The sequence below is a fragment of the Streptomyces pseudoechinosporeus genome (assembly GCF_054783935.1).
In genome coordinates this window covers 47428-64014 of the sequence record NZ_BAAGPS010000092.1, presented here as the reverse complement: position 1 = coordinate 64014, position 16587 = coordinate 47428, and the positions used below count along the sequence as shown (strand labels likewise).

General features: G+C 68.0%; 15 protein-coding genes and 1 tRNA gene. 8 read left to right on the top strand and 8 right to left on the bottom strand.

The window, feature by feature from the left end; all coding sequences use genetic code 11:
• Positions 1–384 precede the first annotated feature (384 nt).
• The 6 genes from ACYVO6_RS48430 to ACYVO6_RS48405 form a co-directional block, all read right to left on the bottom strand.
• Positions 385–2088 carry a tyrosine-type recombinase/integrase gene (locus ACYVO6_RS48430; RefSeq protein ID WP_461073262.1) on the bottom strand — a complete coding sequence of 568 codons (1704 nt, stop codon included), beginning with the start codon at positions 2086–2088 and terminating at the stop codon, positions 385–387.
• 87 nt (positions 2089–2175) lie between these two features.
• Positions 2176–2248 (bottom strand) — tRNA-Arg (locus ACYVO6_RS48425).
• An 830-nt stretch (positions 2249–3078) separates the two neighbouring features.
• Entirely contained in the window at positions 3079–4968 is a 1890-nt protein-coding gene (locus ACYVO6_RS48420; RefSeq protein WP_461073260.1) for a propionyl-CoA synthetase, read from the bottom strand.
• Between the two features lie 184 nt (positions 4969–5152).
• Positions 5153–6064 carry an alpha/beta hydrolase gene (locus tag ACYVO6_RS48415; RefSeq protein ID WP_461073258.1) on the bottom strand — a complete coding sequence of 304 codons (912 nt, stop codon included), beginning with the start codon at positions 6062–6064 and terminating at the stop codon, positions 5153–5155.
• Between the two features lie 101 nt (positions 6065–6165).
• Complete coding sequence (locus ACYVO6_RS48410) at positions 6166–6300, bottom strand: hypothetical protein (RefSeq protein WP_461073256.1); 135 nt, start codon at positions 6298–6300, stop codon at positions 6166–6168.
• Between the two features lie 483 nt (positions 6301–6783).
• On the bottom strand, positions 6784–7548 hold the full coding sequence (locus tag ACYVO6_RS48405; protein ID WP_461073254.1) for a class I SAM-dependent methyltransferase: 765 nt from the start codon (positions 7546–7548) through the stop codon (positions 6784–6786).
• A gap of 169 nt (positions 7549–7717) precedes the next feature.
• Here ACYVO6_RS48405 and ACYVO6_RS48400 point away from each other — a divergent pair, with 169 nt between their 5' ends.
• Both ACYVO6_RS48400 and ACYVO6_RS48395 read left to right on the top strand, forming a co-directional pair.
• A complete protein-coding gene (locus ACYVO6_RS48400; RefSeq protein WP_461073252.1) occupies positions 7718–8194 on the top strand; it encodes a dehydroquinate synthase/iron-containing alcohol dehydrogenase family protein in 477 nt (158 codons plus the stop codon).
• A gap of 170 nt (positions 8195–8364) precedes the next feature.
• On the top strand, positions 8365–9375 hold the full coding sequence (locus tag ACYVO6_RS48395) for an enoyl-CoA hydratase/isomerase family protein (RefSeq protein ID WP_461073250.1): 1011 nt from the start codon (positions 8365–8367) through the stop codon (positions 9373–9375).
• A 242-nt stretch (positions 9376–9617) separates the two neighbouring features.
• Here the strand turns inward: ACYVO6_RS48395 and ACYVO6_RS48390 are convergent, their stop codons facing one another.
• A complete protein-coding gene (locus ACYVO6_RS48390; RefSeq protein ID WP_461073248.1) occupies positions 9618–10631 on the bottom strand; it encodes an NADP-dependent oxidoreductase in 1014 nt (337 codons plus the stop codon).
• Positions 10632–10828: 197 nt separating this feature from the next.
• Here ACYVO6_RS48390 and ACYVO6_RS48385 point away from each other — a divergent pair, with 197 nt between their 5' ends.
• Positions 10829–11302 carry a winged helix-turn-helix transcriptional regulator gene (locus ACYVO6_RS48385; RefSeq protein ID WP_461073268.1) on the top strand — a complete coding sequence of 158 codons (474 nt, stop codon included), beginning with the start codon at positions 10829–10831 and terminating at the stop codon, positions 11300–11302.
• Between the two features lie 126 nt (positions 11303–11428).
• On the opposite strand, the gene ACYVO6_RS48380 is transcribed toward ACYVO6_RS48385, so the two are convergent.
• Complete coding sequence (locus tag ACYVO6_RS48380) at positions 11429–11995, bottom strand: TetR/AcrR family transcriptional regulator (protein ID WP_461073246.1); 567 nt, start codon at positions 11993–11995, stop codon at positions 11429–11431.
• A 322-nt stretch (positions 11996–12317) separates the two neighbouring features.
• On the opposite strand from ACYVO6_RS48380, the gene ACYVO6_RS48375 reads away from it, so the two are divergent.
• The 5 genes from ACYVO6_RS48375 (at position 12318) to ACYVO6_RS48355 (ending at position 16565) form a co-directional block, all read left to right on the top strand.
• On the top strand, positions 12318–13109 hold the full coding sequence (locus ACYVO6_RS48375; RefSeq protein ID WP_461073244.1) for an SDR family NAD(P)-dependent oxidoreductase: 792 nt from the start codon (positions 12318–12320) through the stop codon (positions 13107–13109).
• A gap of 324 nt (positions 13110–13433) precedes the next feature.
• Positions 13434–14495 (top strand): alkene reductase, encoded by a 1062-nt coding sequence (locus ACYVO6_RS48370; protein WP_461073242.1) that lies wholly within the window; start codon positions 13434–13436, stop codon positions 14493–14495.
• An 86-nt stretch (positions 14496–14581) separates the two neighbouring features.
• Positions 14582–15499 (top strand): alpha/beta hydrolase, encoded by a 918-nt coding sequence (locus ACYVO6_RS48365; RefSeq protein ID WP_461073240.1) that lies wholly within the window; start codon positions 14582–14584, stop codon positions 15497–15499.
• A gap of 330 nt (positions 15500–15829) precedes the next feature.
• Complete coding sequence (locus ACYVO6_RS48360; protein WP_461073238.1) at positions 15830–16042, top strand: hypothetical protein; 213 nt, start codon at positions 15830–15832, stop codon at positions 16040–16042.
• A 79-nt stretch (positions 16043–16121) separates the two neighbouring features.
• On the top strand, positions 16122–16565 hold the full coding sequence (locus tag ACYVO6_RS48355; RefSeq protein ID WP_461073236.1) for a nuclear transport factor 2 family protein: 444 nt from the start codon (positions 16122–16124) through the stop codon (positions 16563–16565).
• Positions 16566–16587 lie beyond the last annotated feature (22 nt).

Here is a 16587-nt window from a genome sequence, read left to right as displayed (position 1 = left end):
CACGGATCCGAGGTGGGCAACTGCGCTGGTGCGGGCCCTGCTGGTGCTGACGAACCGGGAAGTCGCCCGCTGACGGATGATCTTGTCGGTGGACTACCGCTCCGGACCTGCCCGAGCCTCCCGACGCCTACGCACACCAGACCATCTGACGTGCCGTTTTCACGATGCACCGTGCTCACTGACAATGCTCTCCCCTCGCACCGTCCCGCGACCCGTACGCCGCTCAGTCCGCACCACAAGCGCACCAGATCGAGCGGGGAACAGCGGGGAATCACGGGGAAAGCAGCCGAGCCCAACAAGGCCACATACCAGCCGTTCGCCCAGGTCAATGCCCCAACCGGCCCCAGAATGCCGCAGCTTCCCAAGCTGAGGGCCCGGGAACTGTCATAGCGGACTGCCGTCGGAAATTGCTCTGGTCGACGACATGCCCTGACAGCGTTCGGCGTTGGAGGCCTCCTCGTGGACCTCACGGACGACGGCTCGGCGGCCTCGGCTGACCTCGATCAATCCGTCCTTCTTCAGCTGGGTGAAGGCGCGGTGCGCGGTACCGACCGAGACGCCGTGGGCCTGGGCGATGTCGCCGACGGTGGGGACATCCTCGCCGGGGAGCATCGTGCCGTCCTTGATGGCACCTGCGAGCTCCTGGGCGATCGCCTCCCAGGGAGCGAGTTCTCGAGGTGGGGCTGCCTCCATCTTGATGGTCCTGCCGAGGGGACCCACCTCCGTGTCCGGGCGGGCCCGGACGGCTGCCTCGCACTGGCCGCACAGGGCTTCGGCCCCGTCGTCGGTGACGACGAGCATCGCCCACAGCGACTCGTTCCCGCACCCGCAGACCAGGCGCAGCCCGTTGATGAAGGTCGTGACCGGCTGCTCGGTGAGCAGCCCTTCTGGCACCGGCAGTTGCTTGGCGAAGGCGGTGACGGCCTGGCGGTCGGAGGTGGCCAGGAAGGCCGCGTAGTACTTGAGCGTCGTCGCGCCTCCGCCGCCGTGCCCGACACGGCCGGCGACGGTTCGTACGTCGGCACCGGCGCCCAGGAGCTCGGTCACGTTGTACGCACGCAGGTCCTTCAGGCGATGCGTGTGGATCTTCAGCTTTCTCGCGAGGCGGCGGTATCGCTGACTGACGCTCGACGGCACGAGCGGGGCGGAGCTGTCGGCTTCGCCGGAGAACACGAAGGCATCGCGGGCGAGTTCACCGCCGAGTGCCTTGCAGCGTTCTTCGGCACGCTCGCGGTGGGCGACCAGAACGGAGCGTGTGATCACGTCGATGGCCTGCTTGCGGCGCTGATGGGTCTTGGTGTCCTTGATCCGGCGGCCGTTGTTGGAGTGCTTCACGAAGAGTTCGAGCCGGTCGAGGTTGATGTCCGACCAGCGCAACGCGCACATCTCACCGCGGCGTGAGCCGGTCACCATCGTCATGAACAGGAACGTCCCCCAGTCCAGGTCCCGCTGCCAGGCCGTGTTGAGAACGAGGACCGCTTCTTCGGGAGTTGGTGGGTCGGGGTTCGGCTTGGGCTGGGAGGGTGGCTCGGCGAGGGCGGCGACGTTCGTCGTCACGTAGCCCCAGCGCAGGCCGCGGTCGAGCGCGGGCCGGAGGATGAAGTGAATCTTCCGGATGGAGTTCGGTTCGAGGGTCAGGCAGACGTGCTTCTGCTTGGTCTTCGGGTCGGTCTTGCCGTTGCGTCGGCCCTCGCACTGCTCACGGCACTTGCGCAGCCGGGAGTAGAACAGCTCGAGCATCTCGGCGGTCAGCTTGCCGGCCTTCAGGTCGCCGAAGGTCGGCTTGAGGTAGTTGCGGATGATGCCCTCGGCCCGCTCGTACGACGTCTCGTCCAGCTCGGCGACACCGAGCCAGCGGTCGAGCAAGAACGACATGGTCACCTGGGTCTTGGGATGGCGCTTCTCGTCGACCTGGTGGAGGAGCCTCGTGCGCGCCTTCTCCGCCTCGGGCTCTGTCTCGGCCTGCTCGTGAAGGTAGATGTCCTTCTTCGTGAGGGGGTCCCGTCCTGCGTAGACGCGGACCTGGAAGCCGGCCCCGTTGGGGCGGATGCTGCCGCGCTGACGTCGCCTGGATGTCTTGGTCGCCATGGTTCTGGAACCTATTCATGGTTAATGCCATGGCTACAACGAACAGCGCGCCTACCTCGCAGAGGTAAACGCGCTGGTCAGACCCTGTGCCCCCGGCAGGATTCGAACCTGCGACACCCGCTTTAGGAGAGCGGTGCTCTATCCCCTGAGCTACGAAGGCGGGGGCTTGTAGAAAACCTTGTTGAAAATCCAGCCTGCGGATCTTCGACAAGGAGCACAAGCCCGCTGGTCGGATATGGTGCGACGTCCTCCGCAGTACCACTTGAGCGGACAACGCGACGTACCAACGACCGACCAGGGACAGCGTAGCGGATGCGCGCCAGCGAGGGTCCTCTGTATAGGAGCAGGAGAGCGGCGCGGCGAGCTAGAGTGCCTCTGACCTGCCGTTTCTATGGCTTGCAGCGAATGATTGGTGGACGTTGAGGGCGCGGGGACCGAGGGCGGTTGGAGCGTTCTGCTCCCTGCGTCAGCTTGTGGGGCTACTTGGCGCTGTCTCGCGGCGCCTGGCATGACAGGCCGCCCCTTGTTCCCTGGCGGTAGGGGTCTCTTGCGATGCACGCAGGCCCAGAGCTCGCGGTTCGCCGGCGCGGTAGCCAGTCCAGGCCCGGCATACAGGGCGGGAAAGCCGCAAGGCGGACCAACATCAGACTATGCATAGAAGGTCAGCCGACGGTTCTGGCTCATCGTTTTCTCGATCGGTCGAGTGCAGATCGGTTTAGCCGGCCTCCAACGACCCGCATGGAGATGGCGTATCAGCGACGATCAGGTTCGAACGTAAGCTCAGGCGTCTCCGGCTGAGTTCCATCCATCCGCTGCTGAACTGATCGGAGTTCCCTGCCTACCTGAGCCTTGTGAACCCCAATGCCACAGGGGGGCAGTCGGCACACCGCGTCAGGGACCGATTGGGGAGATGCTCGGTGTGACAGAACCCGGCGTATGCACAGCCGGATGCTGGCGGACAGCGAGAAGGGGCGCCTCGGGCGGTCACGTTCACGGGGTGTGACCGGTGCGGCGGAGGACCGGGCGCAGGACCTCAATGACGCCGGGGTCGTCCACCGTGGAGGGGATGGGTTCGTCGTGGCCGTCGGCGATGCCGCGCATCGTCTTGCGCAGGATCTTGCCCGAGCGGGTCTTGGGCAGGGCGGCCACGACCGTGACGTCCTTGAGGGAGGCGACGGCGCCGATGCGTTCGCGTACGAGCTGGACGAGTTCGGCCTCGACCTTGCTCGGTTCGCGGTTGCTGCCTGCTTTCAGGACGACGAAGCCGCGCGGGATCTGGCCCTTGAGTTCGTCGGCGACGCCGATGACGGCGCATTCGGCGACGTCGGGGTGGGCGGCCAGGGCCTCTTCCATGCTGCCGGTGGACAGCCGGTGTCCGGCGACGTTGATGACGTCGTCGGTGCGGCCCATGACGAAGACGTAGCCGTCGTCGTCGATGTGGCCGCTGTCGCCGGTGAGGTAGTAGCCGTCGTAGGCGGAGAGGTAGGAGGCGACGTAGCGGTCGTCGTCCTTCCAGAGCGTGGGGAGTGCGCCGGGCGGCAGGGGGAGCCTCACGACGATCGCACCGTCGACGCCCGCGGGCACCGGCTCGCCCGAGGGGTCGAGGACGCGGACGTCCCAGCCCGGCAGCGGGCGGGTGGGGGAGCCGGGCTTGAGGGGAGCGGCCTCGATGCCGACCGGGTTGGCGACGATGGGCCAGCCGGTCTCGGTCTGCCACCAGTGGTCGATCACCGGGACGCCCAGGAGGGCGCTCGCCCAGTGGTACGTCTCGGGGTCGAGGCGCTCGCCGGCGAGGAAGAGATAGCGCAGGTGGGAGAGGTCGTAGCCGGCGGTGAGTGCTCCCTTCGGGTCCTCCTTGCGGATGGCCCGGAAGGCGGTGGGTGCCGTGAACATGGTCTTGACCTGGTACTCGGCGGCGACGCGCCAGAACTGGCCCGCGTCCGGGGTGCCGACCGGCTTGCCCTCGTACAGGACCGTCGTGGCGCCGGCCAGCAGGGGTGCGTAGACGATGTAGGAGTGCCCGACGACCCAGCCGACGTCGGAGCCGGTGAACATCGTCTCGCCCGGGCCCACGTCGTAGACGGCGCCCATCGACCAGTGGAGGGCGACCGCGTAGCCGCCGCAGTCACGCACGACTCCCTTGGGCTTTCCGGTCGTTCCGGACGTGTAGAGGATGTAGAGGGGATCGGTGGCGGGGACGGGAACGCAGTCGGCCGGCGGTGCGGCGGCGACCAGGTCGCCCCAGTCGAGATCGTCGGGCCCCAACTCGGCCGGCTCCTGCGGGCGTTGCAGGATCACGCTCTTCTCCGGCTTGTGGACGGCGAGTTCGATGGCCCGGTCGAGCAGCGGCTTGTATGCGATGACCCGCTTGCCCTCGATGCCGCAGGAGGCGGAGACGACCACCTTGGGGGCGGCGTCGTCGATGCGGAGGGCGAGTTCGCGCGGGGCGAACCCGCCGAAGACGACCGAGTGGACCGCGCCGATGCGTGCGCAGGCCAGCATCGCGACGGCGGCCTCGGGAACCATCGGCATGTAGATCACCACGCGGTCGCCGTGTCCCACGCCGAGCTGCGCGAGTGCTCCGGCGAAGGCTGCCACTTCGTCCCTCAACTGCGCGTAGCTGTAAGTGCGTTGGGCGCCGGTTACGGGGGAGTCGTAGATGAGCGCGGGCTGGTCTCCCCGGCCGGCTTCGACGTGCCGGTCGAGCGCGTTGAAACAGACGTTGAGCCGCCCGTCGGGAAACCAGCGATAGAACGGTGCGCCCGAGGAGTCCAGGGCGCGTCGCGGAGTGACATCCCAGTCGATGCCCTCTGCCGCCCTCAGCCAGAAGCTCTCCGGGTCCTCGGTACTGGCGCGGAAGACATCCTCGTACGTTCCCATCGCGCTCTCCTTTGTGGCATCGAGGGACAGTGGTGGGGCTGCGTGCGGAACAGTGTCGGACACAAGTACCTCATGCCGGCCGGCATGGTCGAGCAGGATGCCGGAGACCGGCGGACCGGTCACCGGCATCGAGGTGGTGGGGCGGCCTGGCGGACAGGGCCCCATCGTCAGGTGCAGCTTCCGCTCACGTGCCGAGGTGCTTACGGAGCCACTGGCCCATCTGCTGGATCGCCTGGTCCACCTCGGGCACGCGCCCGGCGCCCAGGACGAAGGAGTGCTGGCCTTCGGGCATCGGGTGGACCTCGGTGGTGACCTTGAAGTCCGCGAGGCGGCGGCCGAGTTGGGCGCCGTCGTCGGCGAGGGTCTCGTACTCGCCGTAGTGGACGGTCGTGGGCGGCAGGCCGGTCAGGTCGGCGTTCACGAGGCTGATCTGCGGGTCGGCGAAGTCCACCGCGGGGTCCTGCAGCCAGGCTCCGCGGAAGAGTTCGAGGGTGTTCCGGCTGAGCATCTTGTCGTTGTCTTCGTTCGCGTCCACCGACGGGTTCTGGATGGTGAGGTCGGTCCAGGGTGAGACGCTGACGATCGCGCCCGGGGTGGCCTCGCCCTTGGCGAGCAGGCGCAGCGGCAGCATGACCGCGAGGGTGCCGCCGATGGAGTGGCCGGTGCTGCCGATGTTGCGCGGCTGGTAGCCCTGGGAGAGCAGCCACCGGTAGGCGGTCTCGGCGTCGTCGAGCTGGGCGGGGTGGGGGTGTTCGGGGGCGAGGCGGAAGTCCACGACGAGGGAGCGGGCGCCGGCCGCCTTGGCGATGTGGCCGGCGGCCTTGCGGTCGGAGTGCATGGAGGCGGTGACGGATCCGCCGAAGTGGAAGTGCAGCAGCGCCTTGTCGGGGTCGGCGCCCTCGGGGATGGCCCACAGGGCGGGCACGCCGTCCGCGTCGACCTCGGCGTAGGTGACGCCTTCCGGCTCGGTCGACGCCTTGTGGTTCGAGTCGACGATGTCGCGGACGACGGCCAGGTCGAGGCCGGGTGCCGACGACCTCGCGCTCACACTCGCAAGGAACTCCACGAACTCGTGTGCCTCTGGGCTTACTCCCATGGTGGTGCTCCTTCTCGGACGGGTGCCGTGCCGGGTTCCCCTGCGGGAGCCGGGTCGATGTGCTGGTCATGACGCTACTTGCTGAGTATAGGAAAGTAAACTCAGGTGAGGTTGGGGTCACCCTCATGGCTGCGAGGAGGCTCTTCCGGGGCATCGATGGGCGCGATGTGGGCGATCCCGCTCCTGCGCCAGGTCTGGTACGGCTCGTCCCGCGGGAGTGCTTGCGGAGACTGCATCTGATCTGGGTCGAATCGGTTGCATCGACCACCTCGTCGGCTGGGCCGCCCACGAGCCCGACTTCACCCTTCAGGTCGTCAACGCAGCGACGACACCAGCGGGTTCACCGTGTTCCGCCGCTGGGTCGTCGAACGGCCTCTCTGGGCCGTCGCCAAGAACGACGCCTCGATATGAAAAGCGGGAGGGGCTGTGCTGCGGGTGCACTTGTGCCTCACCGGGGCTGCGGGCGGCCCGTCCAGCGCGGGCCGCTGGTGTACTCCGCCGAGTCCGCCGAGCCGCAGGACGGGCCGGTCGACACCGTCGTCGCACCCGGTGAACTCGCCGCACCGAGCGAACCGTGGGTGGTTTTGTACGGGTCACGTCCATGGACGTGACCACCGGCGCCCGCAGATCAAGGTCGAGGCGGGCTGGCCATTGCTGGTCCTTCCCCGATAGGAAACCTGGAGCATCGGGGAAAGCGCCACGTGGTGCCTGCGGAGCTGTCAGCCTGCCAGCCGAGCTTTCCAGATCTCCTCGCTGGGCCATTGCTGGGCCCAACCGGCCGAAACTTCCGCGTAGTCCCGGTGTGCAGGCTGGGGTGCCTGAATCTCGATCAGGTCCTCAACGACGAAGCCGCAGGACCGCAGCAGACGGAGCATTTCACCATGCGGCAGGATGAACTGCACGTGATTACCCCAGTCCAGCCGGGTCAGGCCAAATTGCCCGCGGGACAGGGTGGTGGATGCCGACCCCTCGGACGGTACGCACAGCGCGAACAGCGGTGAGTAGCGCATGAACACCAGCTGGCCTCCGGGAACGAGAAGCCGGGCCGCCTCCGGGATCCACTGGTAGGGGTCGCACCACAACGAGGCGCCGTACTCGCTGATCGCCAGGCCGAACGTGTTGTCCTCGTAGGGCACCTTCTCGGCCTTGCCCAGGACGAGGGGGAAGTCGATGCCGAACTCCGCCTGCATCGCGCGAGCAGTGGCGAGCTGCTTCTCCGAGAGGTCGATCCCGACCGGCTGGGCCCCTGCTCTGGCCAGCCAAGCGGAAACGTAGGCAGTACCGCAGCCCAGCTCAATGGTGCGCATCCCGGCTATGCCGTCGGGAAGTACGGAGACCTGTGACTCAGGGGTGGCCCATAATCCCCAGCGTGGTTCCACCTGTGACCAGTGATCTCGGGCGAGCGGCCCGTGCCACGCAGCCGCCTCGTCATCCCAATAGCGTCGGTTTTGCTCCAGATGGTCCGGGGGGCCGTCATGAGTCATGGAGGCATTCGATCGAAGATGCTGGTGCTCCGGCAACGGAATTACAACCTCGCCAGACTCCGTCGAGAACGCGCGGCTGGCTCGATGGCGAGGTCGCTCAGGCGCGCACCACCTGCGGCACGAATCGCTCACAGACCGCGGAGCTCCACCATCGGGCCCCGTCATCGACGTGCTCACTCATGCCGTCGAGGTGTACGTGAGCCGCAAGGCCAATCCGTTCTCCGACGGCCTTGCCCTGAACGCGATCCGGACCATCGGCCACCACCTCCGCCGCGTCTACGCCGACGGGGGAGACATCGAGGCTCGCGAGGCGATGATGCTCGCCGCGACCCAGGCCGGCATCGCCTTCTCCAACTCCAGCGTGGCGCTCGTGCACGGCATGAGCCGTCCGATCGGCGCTCACTTCCACGTCGTCCACGGTCTGTCGAACGCGATGCTCTTCCCCGCGGTGACCGCGTTCTCCGTGCCCGCCGCCGAGAGCCGGTACGCCGACTGCGCCCGCGCCCTCGGAGCCGTCACCGACCGCGACGGTAACGCCTTGGCCGCCGATAAGCTCGTGGAGGCGCTCCGAGCCCTGTGCCAGGATCTTGAGGTGCCCACCCCTCAAGCCCACGGCATCGACAAGGACGAGTGGTTCCGCCTGTAGCCCCTCATGGCCGAGCAGGCGCTCGCGTCCGGATTCCCCGCCAACAACCCCGTCGTACCCACCGTGGACGAGATCCAGGATCTCTACGCGCAGATCTACGCCTGACACCCGGCGAGTGAGGAACGTGATGGCCACGACAGCCAGGTCCGCGGATGACGAGATGACGACCGATGACTGATACCGCTGCGGTCGAGATTCTCGCCGACGTCCACAGGGGCGTCGGCCGCATCCTTTTGAACCGGCCCAAGGCGCTCAACGCCCTGACGACAGACATGGTCGCCGCCATCGACCGCGTGCTCGCCGAGTGGGAGCGCCTACCGCTGTCCGCGGTGGTGCTCGCCAGTACCAGCACGAAGGCGTTCTGCGCCGGTGGGGACATCCGTACGATCCGCGAGCACAGCCTCGCCGGGGATGCCGAGGCCAGTGAGCGGTTCTTCGCCTCCGAATACCGGCTCAACGCCCGGATCGCCGAGTATCCCGTCCCGGTCGTGTCGCTCATCGACGGCCTGTGCATGGGCGGCGGTCTCGGTCTGTCCGTCCACGGCAGCTTCCGCGTCGTCACCGAGGGCGCGGTGCTGGCGATGCCCGAGACCGGGATCGGGTTCTTCCCGGACGTCGGGGCCAGCTACTTTCTGCCGCGGTTGCCCGGCGCGATCGGCATGTACCTGGGACTGACCGGGCACCGGCTCGACGCGGCCGACGCCCTGTACACAGGGCTGGCCACGCACTTCGTCCCCGCGGACGGGCTCGACGCGGTCGGGGACGCCCTGGCCGACAACCCCGGCGACCCGGTGGACGTGGTCCTGAACCGCCTCGCCGGCCGTTCCCCGGTGGCGCAGAGCAGGATGGCGGAGGTACGCGGGGACGTGGACTGGGCGTTCGGCGCGCCGACCCTCGGCGAGATCGAGAAACGCCTGCGCCACCTCGACACCCCGTGGGCGGCAGCCGCGCTGGTCGCCCTGGAGTCCGCCTCGCCGCAGAGCCTGGAGATCACTCACGCCCTGCTGGCCCGGGGCAGGCAGCACACGTTGCGCGAGTGCCTCGGCCACGAACTGGCCCTCACGCGCACGACCATCCGCACGCCGGACTTCCTGGAAGGCGTCCGTGCGGCCCTGGTCGACAAGGACCGCACTCCCAACTGGCAACGTGCGTCGCTCGGCGGACGGACGCTGCCGTCCTGAGCATGTCCGCCGTGGTCACGCGCTCCCGACACGCAACGGGTGCGGGGGCCTGACCACGGCTCGGGTCGGCGTAGAGCCGTGTGGCGCGCTGTGTCGCGAGCCATATGGCGTGCGGAATGGCACCGAGACGTCTGCAGCGGCGGCTCTCCGCGAACGTAGTCGCCAGTCGCCATTGGATCGCCGACGGCGTCGTCGCCCCTCCGGTGACCGTGCCGGACGGAGGGTCTGTGGCCGGCACGGTCTCAGTCGTTGTCGGGCACCATCGAGACCACGACCTTGCCGGCCTTGGTGCGGCCCTGCTCGACGTGCGCCATCGCCTCGAGCGTCTGGTCGAACGGGAAGGTGCTGTCGATGACCGGGCGGAGCTTCCCGCTGTCGTAGAGGGCGCCGAGCTTGCGCAGCTGGGAGCCGTTGGCCTGCATGAAGAAGAACTGGTAGCGCACGCCCAGTGCCTTGGCCTGCTTGCGGACCTTGCGGCTGAGCGTGTTCATGACCAGGCCCAGGAAGGAGGGGGCGCCGAGCTGCTTGGCGAAGCCGGCGTCCGGCGGGCCGACGACGCTGATGGCCAGACCGCCGGGCTTCAGCACGGTCAGCGACTTCTCGAGGTTCGCTCCGCCCAGGGCGTCCAGCACCAGGTCGTAGCCGGACAGCACCTTCGAGAAGTCTTCTTTGGTGTAGTCGACGACGACGTCGGCGCCGAGGCTCCTGACCAGCTTCTCGGTCTCGGTGTCCGTGGTCGTCGCCACTGTGGCGCCGAGGTGCTTGGCGAGCTGGATGACTGTCGAGCCGAGGCCACCGGCACCGGCGTGGATGAGCACCTTCTGCCCCGGCTTCACCTGGGCACGCTCGACAAGAATCTGCCAGGCGGCCAGGGCCACCAGCGGCACCGCGGCTGCCTCATGGAGGGTGAGCGAGGCCGGCTTGGGTGCGACATCGTCCATGTCGATCGCGATGAACTCCGCGAAGCCTCCTACCCGCAGGTCGCGCGGCCGGGCGTAGACCTCGTCGCCGACTTCGAAGCCGTGTACGGCGGAGCCGACCCGCGTCACGACGCCGGCCACGTCGTGGCCGAGCACGAACGGAAGCTTGTACTTCAGGACCTGCTTCAACTCCCCGTTGCGGACCAACTTGTCCAGCGGGTTGATACTCGCGGCGCTCACTCTGACCAGGACGTCGCGGTCTCCGACCGTGGGCTCGGGTACCTCCGCGGCGCGCACGCCGTCCTTGCCGTACTTCTCGACGACGAATGCCTTCATGTCGGCCGCCTTTCTGTGTGGGTGTTCCGGTGGTCGATGTGGTTCTTCGCGCAGGTCCCCCTGCGCGCCCGTTTCTCGCGTGCGGCCGGGTTGATGTGCTGGTCATGACGCTACTGGCTGAGTATAGAAAAGTAAACTCAGGTGAGGTTAGGATCACCCCCATGGATGCGTGGACCGAAGCTCTTCAGGGCGCCGGCATGGACCCCCGACTCGACCGGGACATGTCGAACTGCTCGATTGCCCGGACCCTTGAGGTCGTGGGGGAGAAGTGGACGGTCCTGATCCTGCGCGAGGTCTGGTACGGCTCGTCCCGGTTCGGTGACTTCGAACGTGTCCTCGGCTGTCCTCGCAACCTCCTGGCGACGCGGCTCCGGATGCTGGTGGAGGAAGGGATCCTGGCGACGGAGACGTACAAGGAGCCCGGTTCGCGGAGCCGGCCGAAGTATGTGATCACCGCTAAGGGCATGGATCTGGTGCCGGCCGTGATGGGGCTGCTGCAGTGGGGTGACCGTTACCGCGCCGACCCGGAGGGGCCGGCCGTGCTGGCACGACACCGCGAGTGCGGCGCGCACGTCGACGTCGAGATTCGCTGCGAACAAGGCCACCCGGTGCAAGCGAAGGACATCGAGAGCGTCCCCGGCCCGGCCTTTCGTATGAGGCCCGCCGGGTGAGCTGAGCGCGGTGCGCCAGGAGCTCGTGGTGGCTCAGTCTGCCGGTGGGCTCAGTTGACGGGCCCAACAACCCTTTAACTAGGTGGCGTTGGGCCCCAGCCGCATTGCCCGTGTCCAGGATTCCGGTCAAGGCCCGTCTGGTGCAGTCAGGGCTTTGTGGGTCGACTCCAGGATCTTCTCCGACAGTTCTGTGCCCGCCGTGGCCCGGGCAAGCAGGATCGCGCCGACCAGAGTGGCCACCATGGGAAGGCCGTCGTTGGCGTCGGTGGACAGCCACTCGGCGAATTCCTCGACTCCGGCTGCGTACGTTTCGCGCACCTCCCCGGCTGTGGGCTCGCGAGCCATGTCCCCCGCGAATCCCGCGGTGGGGCAACCGGTGCCGGGCTGGTCACGGTGCTCGGCCGACAGGTAGAAGTCGACGAGGGCGCCGCGCGCGGTGTCGTGATCGCCGTGGGCCGTGTCGAACGACGCCAGGAGTAGGTCAAGGTCTCCGAAAGCGGCTTGAGCCGCCTCGGCTACCAGGGCCTCCTTGGAGGGGAACTGCTTGTAGAAGCCGCCCGTCGTCAGCCCGATGGACTTCATCAGATCGGCGACGCTGATGCCGTTCACGCCGCGCTCTCGGAAGAGCTGGGAGGCCGCGGCGACCGCGCGCCTGCGGTTCTCGAGCGCTTGTGCTTGCGAAACCCGACTCATCAGTCACCTGCCCACGTTAGATAGTAAAGCGCATCTATCATATGCGAAGCGCCGGGGCGGCCGGCCGCAGCGCCCTCTTTCCGTATTCCGTACGGCTCTTTCTCGCTGTCGCAAGGCGAGGAGCTCGTGGGCCCGCATCCGAACCTGATCGGCCGCCGACCTGGATCCCGCGTGCACGTCGAGCAGTCTCCGGCCGCGGGCGGTGGCTGACGGCATCGCGGGGGACTGTTGACTGAACGGCTTTAGATACCTATCGTAATCTAAAGCGAGGCCGACGCTTTGGCCCCCACTCATCCGCCAGCCCAGAAATGAGATTCACCCCATGACCACGCAGAACAAGAGCGCCGTCGTCACCGGTGCGTCCGCCGGCCTGGGTACCGCCTACGCACAGCGGCTTGCCGACCGGGGCTACGACCTGATCCTGGTGGCCCGCAACACCGCGCGGCTGGAAACGCTGGCGTCGGACATCCGCAGCCGAACGGGCCGCGCAGTGGACGTCGTCACCGCCGACCTCACCGATGCGGCGCAGATCTCCGTGGTCGAGGAGCGACTACGGACCGACGAGAGCATCGCGGTGCTGATCAACAACGCCGGCGGGTCGCTGTTCACCCCGCTGGCAACCTCCGACGCCGCGGCCTCCGAGGCGCTGATCAACCTCAACGTGACCTCGCTGACCAGGCTGACCACCGCGGTCCTGCCGGGCCTGACGGCCCGCGGGCACGGCACCGTGGTGAACATCTCCTCTGCCCTGGCTCTCAACATCCTGCCCGTCAGCGCCGTCTACAGCGGCACCAAGAGCTACGTGCTGACGTTCACCCAGGCCCTGCAGCAGGAACTCGCCGAGAGCCCCGTCACGGTGCAGGCCGTGCTGCCGGGCGCTGTCCGCACGGAGTTCTGGGACGGCTCCGGCCTCGACCTCGCGGCGTTCCCCGACGAGTGGATCATGAGCGCGGACGACGCCGTCGACGCGGCGCTCGCCGGCCTCGACGCCGGGGAGCCCGTCACCATCCCGTCACTGCCGGAGATCAGCGACTGGGAGTCGTTCGAGAAGGCGCGTCAGACGCTCGTCCCGAACCTGTCGCAGCGGGTCCCGGCCGATCGCTACCGCGGCTGACCGCCGCTCCGACTCCGGTGCGGGAGTCCCTTTTGTAACGACGGCACGGCCGCTGCTGCACACGACCGATGCGTCCTCCGGCGTGGGGAAGACCAACGCACTCGGCCTCCTCCTTCCCTGCCTGTACGAACAGCCGAGGCCCAGCACTGCAATGGCGGCGGTCATGTACACGGCAAACCCGTCAGCACCGTCGACCGCCCTCCACGCAGCCTGCCTTCCAGTGGAAGGTCACCGGCCCATCCGGCCGGGTCACCGCCTACCCGCTACCGCGGGGCAGCCCGCCTCCCCGCAGCTCTCTCCCACCCTTTATCTGAGGAAACATCCATGTTGAACGCCCTGTGGAACCCGATCGTCGCCGGGGAGATCTCCCTGCCGCACCGACTGGCGATGGCCCCCATGACGCGGAACCGGTCCACCCCGGAAGGCACACCCACCGAGCTGAACGCCGAGTACTACGCCCAGCGCGCCTCGCACGCCCTCATCATCACCGAGGGCACCCAGCCCAACGCCGACGGCCAGGGCTACCTGCTCACCCCCGGCATCTACTCCGAGGAGCACATCGCCGGCTGGCGCAAGGTCACCGACGCCGTGCACGGCGTCGACGGACGCATCGTCATCCAGCTCATGCATGTCGGACGGATGTCCCACCCCGACAACACCCTCCACCACCGGCAGCCGGTCGCCCCCTCCCCGGTCCAGCCGGCGGGCGACATGTTCACCCCGTCCGGCCCTCAGGAGATGCCGGTACCGCGCGAGCTGTCCACAGAGGAGGTCGCCGCGACGGTCGAGGACTTCCGGCGCGCCGCCGCGGCCGCGATCGCGGCCGGCGCCGACGGCGTCGAGATCCACGGCGCCAACGGCTACCTCTTGCACCAGTTCTTCGCCACCAACACCAACCAGCGCACCGACCAGTACGGCGGCTCCGTCGACAACCGCATCCGCTTCGCGGTGGAGGTCGCCACCGCGGTGGCGGACGAGATCGGCGCCGGCCGCACCGGCTTCCGGATCTCTCCCGGCAACCCGTTCAACGACATCGCGGAGAGCGACACCCACGAGCTGTACCCGGCACTCGTGCGCGCCCTCGCCCCGCTCGACCTCGCCTACCTGCACATCGGCAACTGCGGCGACGACGAACTCCTGCACACCCTCCGCAAGCTGTGGCCGAACACCTTGATTCTCAACCGGGCCGGCGCCGACATCGCCACCCGCGCCAAGGACATCGAAGACGGCCTCGCCGACATCGTCACCGTCGGCGTGATGGCACTCGCCAACCCCGACCTGGTCGAGCGCGTACGCACCGGCGCGCCGCTGAACACCCCCGACCCCGCCACCTTCTACGGCGGCGGCGAGGCCGGCTACACCGACTACCCCGCCCACACCGCCTGACAAACCCCACCCACACCGCCTGACAATCCCCGGCGATACCGGTCCTGGCGGGCCGGTATGCCCAAATGGCCCCATGGAGGTACCACATGTCTGATCACGCTGTTGTTGAACTGAGCCCGGAAATGACCGCGTTCGCGGAATTTTTGGCCTCAGGGGCGAATCCCCCCTCCGAGGTGGATGCGGCGCGCATCCAGGCGGAGCAAGTCCATCTCGCGGCCCGGGAGCCGGAAGGCGTCACCTATCGGGAGGTGGACGCGGGTGGCGTTTTTGGAATCTGGTGCGAACCCGTCGACGCCAGCACCGACCACGTCCTCCTGCACACTCACGCCGGGGGCTCCGTTCTGGCGTCGGCGTTCGTCGACCGAAAGCTCGCAGGGCATATCGCCAAGGCCGCCGGGGCCCCCGTACTGGTCCTGGACTTCCGGCGGGCACCGGAACACAAGTACCCGGCTCAGGTGGACGACTCGGAGGCGGCCTTCAACTGGCTGCTGTCCGAAGGGTATGCACCGGGGAACATCATCACGATCGGCCACTCGATCGGCGGGTTCCTCGCCGTCGCCCTGGTGCTTCGCCTCCGCGACAAGAAGCTGCCGCTGCCCGGCGCCATCGTGTCGATTTCCCCCTGGTGCGACCTCGAAATCGCCAACGAGACCATCGCGAGCAACGCCGGGACGGACAAGATTCTCAGCAAGGAAATGCTGGAGTTCTTCCGGGAGTCCTGGATCGGCGGCACGGGCATCGAGTTCACGGACACCCGGATCAATCTGAACCGGGCGGACCTGAGCGGTCTGCCCCCGACCCTTGTCTCCTGGGGAACGTACGAGGTCCTGGAGGGCGAGGACGAGGAGTTCGCCGCCCGCGTCAAGGACGCCGGAATCGACACGACGACCGTGGTGGTCCCCGGAGGCCAACACTCGTACGTCTACAGTGCCGGCCGGGTTCCGGAGACCGACGCCGCCATCGCACAGATCGGCGCGTGGGTGCGGGAGAAGGCGAAGATCTGACCTAAGCGACCCCGGGGAAGTTCAGGCACGCCCCCACGCCGCCCGGCACGCGCCCCCACTGCCTTAAGGGCGTGGGAGGTGCCCCCACTCGCCGCACCGGCCAAAGGCCCAAGTAGCTCCTCCCCCAGTCTCAACTTCGTTCGACCGGGGGCACCCCCATCGAGGGCCTTCGTCCGGCACTCCCCCAGCCTTCGGCCGGGGGGACCCCCAGAGCACGCACCGAACGACGCGGGAACGCACCCGCACTTCCCCGGACCCGCTTAGCGGTACGGGCGCGGCAGTAGCACGATCCGCGCGCCTGCCGGATCGGGACGGTGGACGGACGCCGACATGGCCTGCGGTGGCGCGCAGGTCCGCGACGCCCGCGATCTCGTCCCGGTCCGGCAGACGACGGTCGGGACGGCCGACCACGACGGCGGCTTCAGCTACGCGCGCGCACCGCCGCGCGCGACCAGGCTCGCCGACCTTCGGGTCGCCGTCCGGGCCGAGGATCCGTCGCGTCCGGTCGACAGCGACGTAGCCGCAGCCTTACTTCAGAGGTAATGGTTTCGGCGTTCCCACGCTGGCTGGATTGGTCATCTTTCCGCGTCGGAGGACGCGGACCAGGAAGGAGAGGTCAGCCATGTCCATAGCCGCACCTACGGACACCCGCACTGTGGTTGAGGAGTTGCTGCGCAGAATTGGCGAGGGCAACCCTGAGCGCATCGCCGAGCTGTATGCCGAGCAGGGCGATTGGAAGCTCGGCTGGCCGGAGGACGAGCACGGCCGCACTGCCACGCCGTGGATCCGTCATCGGTCCACCCGGGCCGACGCGGCCGCCCACTATCGCGAGCTTGCCGAGCACCACGTGCAGGAGTTTGCGGCGACTGAGGTCGAGCGCATCCTTGTCGACGGAAGCGACGCGGTCGTGCTCGGCGAGATCCGTCAGACCGCCCGGCCCACCGGACGTGCGTACCGCGCGCGGTTCGCTCTGCATTTCACCGTCGAAGACGGCCTTGTCACCCGGCACCATCTCTACGAGGACAGCCTGGCCGTCGCCCAGGCATTCGAGGCGGAGAATCAGTGAAGGGCCACCAGGGCAATCGCGA